At 75.3% G+C, this 13863-nt stretch carries 13 protein-coding genes; 4 read left to right on the forward strand and 9 right to left on the reverse strand.

Going from position 1 to position 13863, the window contains the following annotated elements:
• Nucleotides 1–9: 9 nt before the first annotated feature.
• From JUB12_RS09600 to JUB12_RS09625, 6 genes are all read right to left on the reverse strand, one after another.
• The gene (locus JUB12_RS09600) at nt 10–684 is read right to left on the reverse strand and encodes an ABC transporter ATP-binding protein (RefSeq protein WP_205699406.1); all 675 of its coding nucleotides are present in this window, start codon (nt 682–684) and stop codon (nt 10–12) included.
• 110 nt (nt 685–794) lie between these two features.
• On the reverse strand, nt 795–1826 hold the full coding sequence (locus JUB12_RS09605; protein ID WP_205699407.1) for a substrate-binding domain-containing protein: 1032 nt from the start codon (nt 1824–1826) through the stop codon (nt 795–797).
• A 49-nt stretch (nt 1827–1875) separates the two neighbouring features.
• Nucleotides 1876–2883, reverse strand: a complete 1008-nt coding sequence (locus JUB12_RS09610) for an ABC transporter permease (protein ID WP_205699408.1) — start codon at nt 2881–2883, stop codon at nt 1876–1878.
• Nucleotides 2884–4404, reverse strand: coding sequence for a sugar ABC transporter ATP-binding protein (locus tag JUB12_RS09615; RefSeq protein WP_205699409.1), 1521 nt, complete (start codon nt 4402–4404; stop codon nt 2884–2886).
• Entirely contained in the window at nt 4401–5324 is a 924-nt protein-coding gene (locus tag JUB12_RS09620; RefSeq protein ID WP_205699410.1) for a sugar phosphate isomerase/epimerase, read from the reverse strand. The genes JUB12_RS09615 and JUB12_RS09620 overlap by 4 nt, the downstream gene beginning before the upstream one ends.
• Nucleotides 5321–6475 carry a Gfo/Idh/MocA family protein gene (locus tag JUB12_RS09625; protein ID WP_205699411.1) on the reverse strand — a complete coding sequence of 385 codons (1155 nt, stop codon included), beginning with the start codon at nt 6473–6475 and terminating at the stop codon, nt 5321–5323. The genes JUB12_RS09620 and JUB12_RS09625 overlap by 4 nt, the downstream gene beginning before the upstream one ends.
• A 108-nt stretch (nt 6476–6583) precedes the next feature.
• Here JUB12_RS09625 and JUB12_RS09630 point away from each other — a divergent pair, with 108 nt between their 5' ends.
• Nucleotides 6584–7801, forward strand: coding sequence for an ROK family transcriptional regulator (locus JUB12_RS09630; RefSeq protein ID WP_205699412.1), 1218 nt, complete (start codon nt 6584–6586; stop codon nt 7799–7801).
• A gap of 39 nt (nt 7802–7840) precedes the next feature.
• Here JUB12_RS09630 and JUB12_RS09635 read toward each other — a convergent pair whose 3' ends face one another.
• Nucleotides 7841–8629, reverse strand: coding sequence for an LppX_LprAFG lipoprotein (locus JUB12_RS09635; RefSeq protein ID WP_205699413.1), 789 nt, complete (start codon nt 8627–8629; stop codon nt 7841–7843).
• 108 nt (nt 8630–8737) lie between these two features.
• On the opposite strand from JUB12_RS09635, the gene JUB12_RS09640 reads away from it, so the two are divergent.
• Nucleotides 8738–9202, forward strand: a complete 465-nt coding sequence (locus JUB12_RS09640; RefSeq protein ID WP_205699414.1) for a hypothetical protein — start codon at nt 8738–8740, stop codon at nt 9200–9202.
• Nucleotides 9203–9274: 72 nt separating this feature from the next.
• On the opposite strand, the gene JUB12_RS09645 is transcribed toward JUB12_RS09640, so the two are convergent.
• Nucleotides 9275–10099, reverse strand: a complete 825-nt coding sequence (locus tag JUB12_RS09645) for an NmrA family transcriptional regulator (RefSeq protein ID WP_205699415.1) — start codon at nt 10097–10099, stop codon at nt 9275–9277.
• 113 nt (nt 10100–10212) lie between these two features.
• On the opposite strand from JUB12_RS09645, the gene JUB12_RS09650 reads away from it, so the two are divergent.
• Both JUB12_RS09650 and JUB12_RS09655 read left to right on the forward strand, forming a co-directional pair.
• The gene (locus JUB12_RS09650; protein WP_205699416.1) at nt 10213–11175 is read left to right on the forward strand and encodes an AraC family transcriptional regulator; all 963 of its coding nucleotides are present in this window, start codon (nt 10213–10215) and stop codon (nt 11173–11175) included.
• 10 nt (nt 11176–11185) lie between these two features.
• A complete protein-coding gene (locus JUB12_RS09655) occupies nt 11186–12922 on the forward strand; it encodes a hypothetical protein (RefSeq protein WP_205699417.1) in 1737 nt (578 codons plus the stop codon).
• Here JUB12_RS09655 and JUB12_RS09660 read toward each other — a convergent pair.
• Nucleotides 12902–13840, reverse strand: coding sequence for an NAD(P)/FAD-dependent oxidoreductase (locus tag JUB12_RS09660; protein ID WP_241004480.1), 939 nt, complete (start codon nt 13838–13840; stop codon nt 12902–12904). The genes JUB12_RS09655 and JUB12_RS09660 overlap by 21 nt on opposite strands.
• Nucleotides 13841–13863 lie beyond the last annotated feature (23 nt).

Here is a 13863-nt window from a genome sequence, read left to right on the forward strand (position 1 = left end):
GTGACCCTGTCATCTCCGGTCTCCCAGACCGGAGATGACAGGGTCACGAGGCTCGGTCGGTCCCGGCAGCGACGCGCGGCGGTCCGCGACCGTCGCGCACCACGCGAGGTCGTGCGTGGCCACGCACACGCCGATCCCCCGCGCCGCGAGGCCCCGCAGCGTCTGCCCCAGGTGCGCCGCGGCCTCGGCGTCCAGCGCCGCCGTCGGCTCGTCGAGCAGCAGCACCGCCGGGTCCCGCGACAGCGCCCGCGCGATCGCCACCCGCGCCTGCTCGCCCCCGCTGAGCTGCGCCGCGTCGCGCGGCGCGAACGACGGCGACAGCCCCGCGGCCTGCAGCGCTCCCTCGACGTCGGGCGACGCCACGCCCCACCCGACGTTGTCCGCCACCGTGCCCGGCAGCATCCGCGGGTGCTGCTGGACGAGCCCGACCCGCCGGCGCAGCTCGCGCGCGTCCCACGACGCCAACGGCCGCCCCGCCACGACGACCTCCCCCGCGTCCGGCACCAGCAGCCCGGTGCAGCAGCGCAGCAGCGTCGACTTCCCGGCCCCCGACGGCGCCACGAGGGCGGTCACGTGGCCCGCGGCCACCGACAGCGACGCCCCGTCGAGCACGAGCCGGCCGCCGCGACGCAGCACGAGCCCGCGCGCCTCGAGCACCGGCCGAGCGACGTCGGGCTCCTCCACCGCCGCGCATCCTCGCACGGCTCCCGGCCACGCCCACCGCGACGGACGACGGAGCCCGCCGGACGCCTCCCCAACCCTGGGCGCCCGGCGGGCTCACGACCTCGAGACGCCTAGTTGAAGGCGTACTCCTCGTACTCGGCGACGTTCTCCTTCGTCACCGTCGCGGCCGGGACGACGACCTGCCGCGGCACCTCCGGCGGGACGAGCTCCGGGAAGCCCTCGCCCTTGGCGATCAGCCGCGCCATGTTCACCGCCGACGCGGCCATGTTCGGGTTGTAGAGGAAGGTCGCGCGGTACAGACCACCCGCGGCGATCTGCTTCATCGCGTCCTGCGAGCCGCCCACGCCCGTGAGGAACATCTCGTCGTCGCGCCCCGCGTTGCGGATCGCCTGGACGACGCCCTGGGCCATGTCGTCGTCGTGCGTGTACACGGCGTCGATCTTCTTCTGGGCCTGCAGGATGTTCTCCATGACCTTCAGCCCGGTGTCCGGGTTGAAGTCGCCCGGCTGGCGCGCGACGACCTTCACGCCCCCGTTCGGGCAGCGCTTCTTGAGCTCGTCGGTGAAGCCCTTCGAGCGGTCCTCGGTGACCGAGATGCCGGCCAGGCCCTGGATCTCCACGACGTTGCCCTGGCACTTGAGCTGCTCGGCGATGTAGCCCGCCGCCAGCACGCCGATCTGGTAGTTGTCGCCCAGGATCGTCGACGTCGCCGCGTCGGGCTTGCTGAACAGTCGGTCGATGTTGACCACCGGGATGCCGGCACGCTCGGCCTTCTGGGCCACCGGCGTCAGCGCCTCGCCGTCCTGGGGCAGGACGACGAGCGCGTCGGGCTTGCGCGCGATCGCCTGCTCGATCTGCTGGGCCTGGGAGTCGGCGTCGGCCGCCTCGAGCAGGCTGAACTCCACGTCCTGGAACTTGTCGGCCGCGGCCTTCGCGTTCTTCGAGATGGCGCCCAGCCAGCCGTGGTCGGTCGGCGGGACGCTGGCGATGATCGTGACCTTGCGGCCCGAGTCGTCGGCGGTGCCGCTGGCCGGGGCGGCCGAGACCGTCACCGTCTTGGTCTCGGAGTCGCCGCACGCAGCGACCCCCAGTGCCAGCAGCCCGGCCCCCGCGAGCGCGGTGGCACGTCGCTTGAACGTCATGCGGTGTCTCCTCCTCTGTGGTTGCGACTGCACGACCGCATCCCGGCCATCACCACCGGGACTCCGGCCGCTGCAGCAGGACCGCGCCGAGGACGATCGCCCCCTTCGTGACCTGCTGGACCTCCGTGGACAGGTTGAGCTGCGTCATCAGGCTGAAGATGAGCGCGAAGGTCAGGACCCCGAGGAACGTCCCGACGATCGTGGCGCGGCCGCCCGCGAGGCTCGTCCCGCCGATGACGACGGCGCCGATGGCGTCGAGCTCGTAGAGGTTGCCGCTGACCGGCGAGGCCGATCCCAGCCGCGCGCAGAGCAGGACCGTCGCGATGCCCGCGAGCAGTCCCGACAGCGCGTAGACGCTGAAGATGACGCGGCGCACCGGGACGCCGGCGATGCGCGCCGCCTCCCGGTTGCCGCCGACGGCGACGACGTAGCGCCCGTAGCGGGTGCGGTTGAGCAGCACCCAGCCGGCGACCGTCACGCCGAGGAAGACGTAGACCGACACCGGCAGCCCGAGCACCCGTCCCGTCCCGAACCACAGCAGCGAGAACGCCGCCGGGTCGCCGAACGAGCCGCCGTTGAGGTCGAGCAGGCCCACCGGCAGCTTGTCGTTGAGCAGCAGCGCGACACCGCGGCCGATGGAGAACATCGCGAGTGTCGCGATGAACGGGACGACGCGCCCGTAGGCGACCGCCGTCGCGTTCACGGTCCCCATGAGCGTCGCGAACGCGATCGCCGAGACGATGAACAGCAGGCTGCCGCCCTCGGGGTCGACCATGATCCCGCCGAAGACGCCCGCCGCCGCGACCATGGACCCGACCGACAGGTCGATGCCCGCCGTCGCGATGACGAACGTCATGCCCACCGCCAGCACGCCGATGACGCTGGCCTGCGTGAGCATGTTGCGGATGTTGTCCCAGGTCGGGAACGTGTCCGGCTTGAGGATCGCCCCCGTGACGAACAGCGCGACGACGACGAGCGCCAGCGCGTACTCCTGGAGCTCCAGCCCGCGCAGGCGGGCGATCCCGCGCGGCTGGGGACGGTCGGCGACCGTCGACATCTAGGCGACCTCCTCGGCCAGGACGGGGGACTCGGTGGGCGCCACGGCGTGGCGCAGCAGCTCGCGCTCGGTGGCCTGCTCGCCGTCGAGCTCGGCGACGACCTCGCCCTCGCGCATGACGAGCACGCGCGTGCACAGGCCGGCGAGCTCCTCGAGCTCGGAGGACACCATCAGGACGCCGAGCCCCGCCCGGGCGAGGTCGGCGATCAGCCGGTAGAGCTCGGCCTTCGTGGCGACGTCGACGCCCCGCGTGGGCTCGTCGAGCAGCAGGACGCGGCACTCGCGCAGCAGCCACCGCGCCAGCACGACCTTCTGCTGGTTGCCGCCCGACAGCAGCCGCGCGGCGCGCTCGACGTCGTCGGGCACGGTGTGCAGGTCGCGCAGGCGCGCGGCGACCTGCTCGCGCTCGGCCTGCACGTCCAGCAGCCCGCGACGGGAGAAGCGCCCGAGGTCCGCGAGGCTCGCGTTCTTGGCCAGGGACCAGTCGAGCACGAGCCCCTGGGACTTGCGGTCCTCGGGCGCCAGCCCGAGGCCGGCGCGGATCGCCCGGGCCGGGGAGCCCGGGGCCAGCGGCTCCCCTCCGACGACCACCTCCCCCTCCTCGGGCACGTCGATGCCGTAGATCGCGTGCAGCAGCTCGCTGCGCCCCGACCCCACGAGGCCGCCGAGGCCGACGACCTCGCCGGCCCGGACCTCCAGCGAGACGCCGCGCACGGCGGGCAGGAGCCGCAGCCCGCGCACCTCGAGCAGCACGTCCCCCGTCGCGGTCGGGCGCTGCGGGTAGAGCTGCTCCACGCGGCGGCCGATCATGTGCGCCACGAGCTCGTCGGTCGGCGTCGAGGCCGGGATGCCGACCGCCGTCGTGCGCCCGTCGGCCAGCACCGTGACGCGGTCGCCGATGCGGCGGATCTCGTCGAGGCGGTGCGAGATGTAGATGACGCCGACGCCCTCCTCGCACAGGCGCCGCACGACCCCGAACAGCGTCTCGACCTCGCCCTCGTCGAGGATCGCCGAGGGCTCGTCCATGATGAGCAGCCGAACCTCGGCGTTGGACAGCGCGCGGGCGATGGAGACGACCTGCTGCGCCGCCGGGCGCAGCGCGCGGATCCGGGCCCGCGGCGGGATCGCGTCGTGGTCCAGGCGCGCGAGGATCGCCCGCGCGTCCTCCTCCATCTTGCGGCGGTCGATCAGCAGCCGCCGGCGCGGCTCGTGGCCGAGGAAGATCGACTCCGCGACGGTGAGGTCCTCGACGAGGTCGAGCTCCTGGTAGATCGTCGCGACGCCGCGCGCCAGCGAGCCCGCCGGGTCGCCCGACGGCAGCGGCTCGCCGCCGAAGAGCACCTCGCCGGACGTCGGCTCGTGCGCGCCCGACACGCACTTGATGAGCGTCGACTTGCCGGCGCCGTTCGGTCCCAGCAGGCAGTGGACCTCGCCGGCGCGGACCTCCAGGTCGACGCCCTGCAGCGCCTTGACGCCCGGGAACTCCTTCGTGAGCCCGCGGACCTCGAGGACCGCCGTCATCCGACCACCATCGGGCGCAGGTGGGTGTGGGCGACGCGCAGGCCCTGCTCGATGCGCTCGGGCGTGCCGCCCCACACCGGGTCCTCGTGCTCGACCGACAGCACCCCGTCGAAGCCGCCCTCGTAGAGCGTGTCGACGTAGCGGCGGAAGTCGACCTCGCCCAGCCCGGGGATGCGATAGCGCCACCAGCCCATGTCCCACGGGTCCTCGTCGCGCGTGGACAGCCGCCCGAAGAAGCCGAAGCGGTTGCGCTGCTCCGGGAAGGTCTCGGCGTCCTTGGCGTGCGCGTGCGCGACGCGCCCGACGTAGGGCTTGAGCGCCGCGACCGGGTCGATGCCCAGCCACAGCAGGTGCGAGGGGTCGAAGTTCAGCCAGAGGCCCTGGTCGAACATCCACTCCCAGAGCTCGGGCGAGTAGGCGAGGTTGCCCGGCGCGCCGTCGGGGTGCCAGCCCTCCATGACGCAGTTCTCGATCATCAGCCGCACGCCGCGCTGGCCGGCGTGGTCGACGAGCGGCTTGAAGACCTCCTCCGCCTCGCGCAGGTTCTCGCTGACCGACCTGGACGGGTCGCGCCCGATGAACGTCCCCACCGGCGGGCAGCCGAGCGCCGCCGACGCGTCGATGCACGCGCGCACGTGCGCGTGGACGGCCGCGCGCTCCTGCGGGTCGGGGTGGAGGTTGTTGTCGTAGTAGGCCAGAGCCGAGAGCGTCAGCCCGCGCGTCTCGAGCGCGGTGCGCACGCGGTCGGCCTCAGCCTCGTCGAAGCGGTCGGCGTGCAGGTGCGTCGCGGTGAACGGCCGGTCGCCCGCCCCCGGCCAGGCCGCGAGCTCGAGGGCCTCGAAGCCCTGCATCGACGCCCAGGCGGCGATGTCGTCCAGCGAGCGCTCGGGCATGCATGCGGTGAGGAAGCCGAGCTTCACGACGCCACCCCCGCCGGCTCGCCCGCCGCCACGTCGACCCATCGCTGCTCGCGCGCGGAGGCCAGCACCGCCTCGGTGATCTGCGCGGCCCGCACGCCGTCGGCGAAGGTCGGCAGCCCGTCGGGCGCCTCGCCGGTCTCGATCGCCGCGAAGACGTCCGCGACGAAGAGCCGGAAGCAGTCGTGGTAGCCCTGCGGGTGGCCGGCCGGCAGGATCGCCAGCCGCGCCGCCTCGGGGGACAGGGTCGCCGGGTCGCGGCGGATGGTGGTCGCCATGTCCTGGCGGCCCCGCCACAGCGTCTCGGCGTCCTCCTGGTCGAAGACGAGCGCCTCGTGCGCGCCGTCGACCTCGAGCCACAGGCGGTTCTTGCGCCCCGCGGAGATCTGGCTGACCACGACGGAGCCCAGCGCGCCGCCGTCGGTCTCGAACTGCACGATGGCCGCGTCCTCGGTGGTGACGCGACGGGCGACGGCGTCGTCGCCGTTCGCGCGGGCGAACGCCGCGCGCCCGGGGTCGCGCCGGCGCTCGGGCACCGCGGTCGTCGTGCGCGCGCTCACGCGGGTGACGCGGTGGCCCGTGACGAACTCGGCCAGGTCGCACCAGTGCGAGCCGATGTCGGCGAAGGCGCGCGAGGCGCCGCCGAGGTCGGCGTCGACGCGCCAGTTGTCGTCGTCGGGCGTGAGCAGCCAGTCCTGCAGGTAGCTGCCGTGGACGAGGTGCACGGCGCCGGCCTCGCCCGCGGCGACGCGGTGGCGGACCTCGTGGACCGTGGGGTAGTAGCGGTAGACGAAGGGCACCGCGGTGCGGCCCGGGGCGGCGGCGGCGACGTCGGCCAGGCGCCGGGCGCCCGCCAGGTCCAGCGCCAGCGGCTTCTCGCAGACGACGTGCTTGCCCGCCTCGAGCGCGAGGCGCGAGAGCTCCTCGTGCAGGTGGTTGGGCGTGCAGACGTGGACGACGTCGACGTCGTCGGCCGTGACGAGCTCGGCGGCGTCCTCGAAGACGCGCTCGGCCCCGAGCCGCTGGGCCGCGGCGCGCCCGCGCTCGGGCGTCGAGGCGGCGACCCCGACGACGGTCCCGCCCGCGGCCCTGGCGGCCTGGGCGTGGACGGCACCGATGAAGCCGGTTCCGGCGACTGCGACCCGCAGCGACATGCGAGGCGACCGTAGTCCGGACTTCCGACGGAAGTCAAGCAGAAGTTCGCCACGTTCTAGACGGAAGCCCGTCGGAACTCGGTCGGGAGTCTGGTACAACGGCTCCCGATGGCCAACACGGACGGGGGTGGCGCGCGCTCAGGCCCGGCGGCGGCGGGAGCCGGCACCGTGCTGCGCGTCATCCGCGACGGCCACGCCGTCACCCGCGCCGCGCTGGCCGAGCACACCGGCCTCGCGCGCTCGACGGTCACCCAGCGCGTCGACGCGCTGCTGGCCAGCGGGCTCATCGTCGAGGCCGGCGACAGCGCCTCGACGGGCGGCCGGCGGCCGGGGCGCCTGGCCTTCAACCACCGCGCCGGCGTCGTCCTGGCCGCCGACCTCGGCGCCACCCACTCGCGCCTGGCGGTGAGCGACCTCGCGGGGACGCCGCTGGCCGAGGTGGCGCTCGAGCGCGACATCGCCGACGGGCCGGAGGCGGTGCTCGGGCTGGTCCACGGGCGCTTCGGCGGCCTGCTGGCCGACGCGGGTCGCGCCCCCGGTGACGTGCGCGGGATCGGCATCGGCATCCCCGGCCCCGTCGCCCACGACTCCGGCCAGCCGGTCAACCCGCCGATCATGCCCGGCTGGGACGGCTTCCCCATCCCGGAGTGGTTCGCCGAGCACTTCGGCGCCGACGTCCCCGTCCTCGTCGACAACGACGTGAACATCATGGCCGCGGGCGAGCACTGGGCCACGTGGCGCGACGTCGAGCACCTGCTCTACGTGAAGGTCGGCACCGGCATCGGCTGCGGGATCGTCAGCGACCGGCGCATCCACCGCGGCGCCGAGGGTGCGGCCGGCGACATCGGCCACATCGTCGTGACCGACCGCGAGGACGTCGTCTGCCGCTGCGGCAACACGGGCTGCCTCGAGGCCGTGGCCGGCGGCCGGGCGCTGGCCCAGCAGCTCGCCGCCGCCGGCTACGACGCGCGCACCAGCCGCGACGTCGTGCGCCTCGTGCGCGAGGGCGACGCGGGCGCGATCCGCACGGTGCGCGAGGGCGGCCGCGCCCTCGGCCAGGTCCTCGCCGCCTGCGTGAACTTCTTCAACCCGCGGGTCATCGTCGTGGGCGGGGACATCGGCGAGGTCCACGAGCATCTGCTCGCGGGGGTGCGCGAGGTCGTCTTCCAGCGCTCGCTGCCGCTCGCCACGCGCGACCTGCGGATCGTCACGAGCCGGCTCGGCGACCGGGCCGGCGTGATCGGCGCGGCGATGATGGTCGTCGAGCACCTGCTGGAGCCCGACGCGGTCGACCGCGCGCTGCGGGCGGCGGCGACGACGGCCTGAGGCCGGCCGCCGCCACCGCCCGCGTATGCGGCGAGCGGGCTAGCTCGAGCCCTGCTGCTGGGACTGCTGGAGCGCGTCGAGGTCGACGGTGTCCTTCGGCGCGGCGATGTCGACGGGCTCGTCGAACTTGCTCAGCGTGACGTCGGAGGACGACGTGTCCCCGCTGTCGCTGCCGCAGCGCTTGTCGCCCTGGCCGGGCGTGCGCTTGGTGCCGGTCTGGACGATGCGCAGCGGCAGCGCCTTGCCCTCGGCCGCGACGTAGAGCTCGCCCGCGACGCCGCCGGGGTTCGAGCCGTCGTCGGCCAGGACGACTGCCTTCTGGCCGCCCACCTCGCCGTCGCCCTTCTTGGTGACCTTGCCGACGTCGGTGGTCAGGCAGTGCGCCAGCGTCTCGGGCTGGAGCATCCCGACGACCCCGGTGAGGTCGGTCGCGGCGAACTGCTTGGACTTGACCCACTTGCCGCCGAGGGCCTGGGCGAGCTGCTCGCCCTGCTGGCCGCTGGCCTGGCTCTTCCAGAAGCCGCCGTCGGCCTTGAGGTAGGTCGCCTTGTCGACGACGAGGACGTCGAAGCCCTGCCCGTTCTGGGACAGCGTCATCTTGAAGTCGCCGTCCTTGTTGACGTCCGCGGTCAGCGTGCCGGGACCGTCCTTGTCCTTGACCTTCATGTCGAGGTGGTAGCTCTCGAGGCCGCGCACGGCGCTGGCCACGTCGGTCAGGATGGCCTTGGGGTCCTTGTCGGACGACGACCCCCCGGAGTCGTCGGAGTCCCCGCAGGCGGCGAGCCCGAGGGCCGCGGCGGCGAGGACGGCGGAGGCGAAGACGCGCATAGGGACGCGACGCTACCTGCCCGCGGGCGCGATCGCCGCCGCCGGCATCCCTGAGGATCGTGTGAGAGCGGGGTGCGCGAACCCGCGCGCGACGCCGATCCTGGTCGCATGCGCAAGCTCCTCCTCGTCCTGGCGGCCACCGGCGCCGCCGCCGGCGCGACGGTCCCCGCCGTCGCCAAGCAGGACCCCACGAAGCCGACCGGCGACCGCTGCGTGCAGCGCGTCGAGGCCTCCCCCCGCTTCTCCGACGCCGGCGAGGCGGCCGCGGCCAAGGCGTGCACCGACCGCGCCGCCGCCGTGCGCGCCGCGCGCGCCACCCTGCGCGAGGCGGTCGCCGCCCACCGCACCGCGGTCAAGGACGCCCGCAGCGCCTTCCGCACCGCCGTCGAGGCCGCGAAGGCCAAGCCGGAGGCCGAGCGCCGCGCGGCGATCGCCGAGGCCCGCCGGACCCGCAACGCGGCGCTGCGCGCCGCCCACACGAGCCTGCGCGCCGCACGCAAGGCCCACCGTCAGGCGGTCCGGGCCGCCGACCGGGCCTTCCGCGACGCGCTGCGCCAGGCCGCCAAGGCCTGACGCACGGACCGGCTGCGGGCGGGCGGGGGCACGCTACCCCGCTCCCGCTCGCTCGCGGCTCGGTCATCGCGGTCAGTCCCACGCCCCCTCGGCCGCGGCGCGGCGCGCGTAGTCGGCGAAGTCGCGCGGCGCACGCCCGAGGGCGCGCTGCACGCCGTCGGTCGTCCGCGCGTTGCGCCCGTCGAGCACCTCGGTGAACAGGTAGCCCAGCAGCTCGCCGACCTGGGCCGGCTCGCCCGCCCGCTCCAGCTCGGCCAGGTAGGCCTGGAGCGGCACCGTCACGAAGCCCACCTCGCGCCCGAGCGCGGCGCCGATCTCGGCCGCCGCCTCCGCGAAGCTCAGCAGCCGCGGACCGGTCAGCTCGTACACCTCGCCGGCGTGGCCGTCCTGCAGCAGGGCCTCGGTGGCGACGTCGGCGATGTCCTCGGCGTCGACGAACGGCTCGCGCACGTCACCGACCGGGAGGGCGAGCTCGCCCGCGGCGATGCCCTCGGCGAACGCGCTCTCGCTGAAGCCCTGGGCGAAGAAGCTGCAGCGCACGACGGTGCGGCCCGGGAAGTGCTCGGCGACGAGCTGCTCGGCGCGCTGGGCCTCCTCCTCGCCGCGGCCCGAGAGGAGCACGAGCCGCCGCACCCCGGCCTCGGTGGCCAGCCGCGCGACCTCGGCGACCGCCTCACCCGCGCCGGGCACGGCGAGGTCCGGGGCGTAGGCGACGTACAGGGCCTGCGAGCCCGCGATCGCCGGGGCGAAGGTGGACGCGTCCTCCCAGTCGAAGCGCGGGGTGCCGCGGCGCGAGCCGAGCCGGACGTCGGCGCCGGCGGCCTCGAGGCGCTCGGCGATCCGGCGGCCGGTCTTGCCGGTGCCGCCGAGGAGGGTGATGGTGCTGGTGGTGGTCATGGCGTCCAGCTTGCGCCGCAGCGCCCGGCGTGTGAATGACCGTTCGTCGGTGATCCATGCCCGATCGTCCACGGGCGTCGGACGCGCGGTGCGCGCGCCGGGATGATGGGCGCATGCAGACGCCAGACCGCCTCCCCCTCGCCGACCCGCTCGGCGAGGCCCTGCACGCGCTGCACATGGACGGCGCCTTCTACTGCCGCTCCGAGCTGACCGCGCCGTGGGGCATGGAGCTCATGGCGATGGACGGCTACCTCTGGTTCCACGTCGTCACGGCGGGCCGCGCGCGGCTCGAGGCTCCGGGCGGCGAGCCGGTGGAGCTCGGGCCCGGCGACCTCGCGCTCGTCCCGCACGGCCACGGCCACGTCCTGCGCAGCGACCCCGGCGCCCCGGCACCGGGCATCCTCAGCCTCGACCGCACGCTGCTCACGCCGCGCTACGAGCTGCTGCGCCACGGCGGGGACGGGGCGCCGACCACCATGGTCTGCGCCGCCGTGCGCTTCGACCACCCGGCGGCGCGCAGCCTCGTCGCGCTGCTGCCGCCGACCCTCGTCGTCCCGGCCGCGCGCGGGCTGGACAACGCGCTGACCGACGGCACCGTCCGGCTCATCGCGGCCGAGGCGCGCAACCTGCGCCCCGGCGGCGAGGCGGTCATCACGCGACTCGCCGACGTCCTGGTCATCCAGGCCATCCGCGCCTGGCTGGAGGACGACCCGTCGGCGCGCCGCGGCTGGCTCGGCGCCCTGCGCGACCCGCAGGTCGGCGCCGCCCTCGCGCTCATCCACCGCGACGCGGCGCGCGACTGGACGGTCGCCGCCCTCGCACGCGAGGTGGCCATGTCGCGCTCGGCCTTCGCGGCGCGCTTCACCGACCTCGTCGGCGAGCCGGCGATGCAGTACGTCACGCGCTGGCGCATGCAGGTGGCCACGGAGGCGCTGCGCGCCGGTGAGACGACGGTCGGCGAGCTCGCCGCGCGCCTGGGCTACCGCTCGGAGGCGGCGTTCGCCCGGGCGTTCAAGCGCGTCGTCGGGACGCCGCCGGGGGCCGTGCGCCGGCAGGCGCTCCAGCTTCCGGCATAGGCTCGCGGCGGTGTCGCGCCGCCTGCTCGCCGCCGTCGTCGCCCTGGTCCTCGGCGCCGCCGCGCCCGCGGGCGCCCAGCTGCCCATCCCGGAGGTCACGCGCGGCAGCGCGCCGGTGTACGTCGGCGCCGCGGTCGAGCCCCGGCCGTTCGACGGCGCCTTCGCCGTGCCGCGCCACCCGCACATGGCGCCCAACGGCCGTTCCAACCTCCACGAGGACGCGTTCCAGACCGACACGGTCGCGCCGGGTCGCGTCGCGCCGCTGGGCGACGGGACACGGCGGACGGCGTCGCGGCTCTTCGTCCAGGAGTGCGCGTCGATCACCTTCGACTCGCGCGGGCAGGCGGTGACGGTGTGCGTCGGGCTGGCCCAGCCGACGCTGCGGGTGCTCGACCCGGTGACCCTCGAGGAGCGCGCGGCGCTGGACCTCCCGCCGCGCAACCCGCTGGCCGGCACCGGCAACCCGCTCACGTCGTTCGGCGGGGGCGGCTACTTCTTCCTCGACGACCGCGACCGGGCGGTGATCCCGACCGCCGACCGCCACGTGCGCGTCGTCCAGGTCGGGCCCGAGCCGTCGCTGCGCCAGGTCGCCGACGTCGCCCTGACGAGCGCCGTCGCGGACGGCGACTCGGTCATCAGCGCACTGCCCGACTGGTCGGGGCGCATCTGGTTCGCCACCTCGCGCGGTGTCGTGGGGACCGTCGACCTCGCCTCGGGCACGGTGCGGGCGACGCCGACCGGCGAGGGCATCGGCAACTCCTTCGCCGTCGACCGCGACGGCAGTGTCTCGCTCGTCACCGACGCCGCGCTCTACCGCTTCGAGGCCGGCGACGACGGCGTCCCGCGGGCGGTCTGGCGGCTGGCCTACGACGACGTCGGCGTCGTCAAGCCGGGCCAGACGCAGGCCGGGTCGGGGACCACGCCCACGCTGATGGGCGAGGACCTCGTGGCGTTCACCGACAACGCCGACCCGATGCACGTCGTGGTGGCCCAGCGCGGGCGGGAGGCGGACGGCGAGCGCGTGGTCTGCCGCCAGCCGGTCTTCCGCCCGGGCGCGTCGGCGACCGACCAGTCGCTCATCGTCGCGGGCCGCACGATCGTCGTCGAGAACAACCACGGCTACCAGCTCGCGTCGTCGCTGGCCGGGGGCTCGTCGGCGGCGCCGGGCCTCGCGCGCGTCGACCTCGACGAGGACGGCCGCGGCTGTCGCGTCGTGTGGACGTCCGAGGAGCGCGCGCCGTCCGTCGTCCCGAAGCTCTCGCTCGAGACGGGCCTCGTCTACACGTACACGAAGGACCAGGGCAGCGACGCGTGGTACCTCACGGCGCTCGACGTGCGCGACGGCTCGACCCGGTGGAAGGCGCTGGGCGGCGCGTCGCTGGGCTTCAACAACAACTACGCGCCGATCACCGTCGCGCCGGACGGCGCGATCCTGCTCGGCGTCCTCGGCGGCGTCGTGCGCTTCGCCGACGCGCGGCCGCCGCACCTCGCCCCGCGGCCGGCGCCGTCGCGCGGGTCGGCGCAGCGCGCGCCGCTGCTCAGCGCCCGCTGTCTGCCGCGCGGGCGCGTCAGGCTGGCGGTCCGCAGCCCCGGCGTGCGCCGCGCGACGTTCACCGCCGGCCGGCGGACGCGCACCGTCCGCGCCAGGCCCTACGCCGTGACGCTCCCGCGCGCGGCGCGGGTCGCCGTGCGCGTGCTGCGGCGCAGCGGCGCGGTCAGGCGGGCGTCACGCCGGCTGCGCTGCTGAGCGCGGCGGGACGGGCGAGGCGATGCCGTGCTCGTCGACCACGAAGGAGAAGACGACCATCGCCGCCGCCTGGTGGCCCATGTGGATCGCCCGCGCGACGTTGGGCATCTGCGACCCGACGTCGCCCGCGGCCCACAGGCCGGGGACCGTCGTCTGGCCGTGCTCGTCGACGTCGAGCGCACCGGTCGCCGTGAGCGCCGCGCCGACGGCCGTCGCGAGGTCCGTGCGCCACTGCAGCGGCGCGCCGACCAGCAGGCCGTCGAGCGCCAGCTCGTCGCCGTCGGCGAAGACCACCGCGGCCAGCCGGCCGCCCTCGGCGCGGACGCGCACCACGCGGCGCTCCTCGATCGGGACGCCGGCGCGCTCGAGCAGCTCACGGTCCTGGTCGGTCAGGCCCGGGGGGCCCTCGGCCAGCACGACGACGTCGTCGCTCCAGCCGCGCAGGAGCAGCGCGCGGTGCGCGGCGTGGGCCGACCCGTGGACGGCGAGGCGGCCGTCGCGCGCCTCCCAGCCGTGGCAGAACGGGCAGTGGAAGACGGTGTCGCCCCACAGCTCGGCGATCCCCGGGAGCTCGGGCGCGGCGTACTCGGCGCCGGTGGCGAGCAGGACACGGCGCGCGACCTCCTCCCCGCCGCCCTCGAGCGCCACGACGAACGCGCCGTCCTCGCCCGAGAGCGCGGCAGCTCGGGCGTCGCGCACCTCGACGGTCGGGTAGCGCGCGAGCTCGTCGCGGCCCAGCGCGTAGAGCTCGGCGGGCGGGCGGCCGTCGTGGCCGAGCAGGCCGCCGATGCCGTGCGCCGGCAGGTTGCTCTGGCCGCCGGGGTCGAGCACGAGGGTCCGGCGCCGCGCCCGGCCGAGCACGAGCGCCGCGCTCAGCCCGGCGGCGCCACCTCCGACGACGATGCAGTCCCAGCTCATGCTCCCCATCGTGAGGCCGCTCG

This window comes from Conexibacter sp. SYSU D00693, assembly GCF_017084525.1.
Lineage (GTDB): Bacteria > Actinomycetota > Thermoleophilia > Solirubrobacterales > Solirubrobacteraceae > Baekduia.

Coding starts and splice junctions, on each gene's coding strand:
- JUB12_RS09650 (WP_205699416.1), top strand. CDS start 10,213: ATGCAGACGCCAGACCGCCTCCCCCTCGCCGACCCGCTCGGCGAGGCC.
- JUB12_RS09610 (WP_205699408.1), bottom strand. CDS start 2,883: ATGTCGACGGTCGCCGACCGTCCCCAGCCGCGCGGGATCGCCCGCCTG.
- JUB12_RS09635 (WP_205699413.1), bottom strand. CDS start 8,629: ATGCGCGTCTTCGCCTCCGCCGTCCTCGCCGCCGCGGCCCTCGGGCTC.
- JUB12_RS09660 (WP_241004480.1), bottom strand. CDS start 13,840: ATGAGCTGGGACTGCATCGTCGTCGGAGGTGGCGCCGCCGGGCTGAGC.
- JUB12_RS09605 (WP_205699407.1), bottom strand. CDS start 1,826: ATGACGTTCAAGCGACGTGCCACCGCGCTCGCGGGGGCCGGGCTGCTG.
- JUB12_RS09645 (WP_205699415.1), bottom strand. CDS start 10,099: ATGACCACCACCAGCACCATCACCCTCCTCGGCGGCACCGGCAAGACC.
- JUB12_RS09640 (WP_205699414.1), top strand. CDS start 8,738: ATGCGCAAGCTCCTCCTCGTCCTGGCGGCCACCGGCGCCGCCGCCGGC.
- JUB12_RS09630 (WP_205699412.1), top strand. CDS start 6,584: ATGGCCAACACGGACGGGGGTGGCGCGCGCTCAGGCCCGGCGGCGGCG.
- JUB12_RS09615 (WP_205699409.1), bottom strand. CDS start 4,404: ATGACGGCGGTCCTCGAGGTCCGCGGGCTCACGAAGGAGTTCCCGGGC.
- JUB12_RS09625 (WP_205699411.1), bottom strand. CDS start 6,475: ATGTCGCTGCGGGTCGCAGTCGCCGGAACCGGCTTCATCGGTGCCGTC.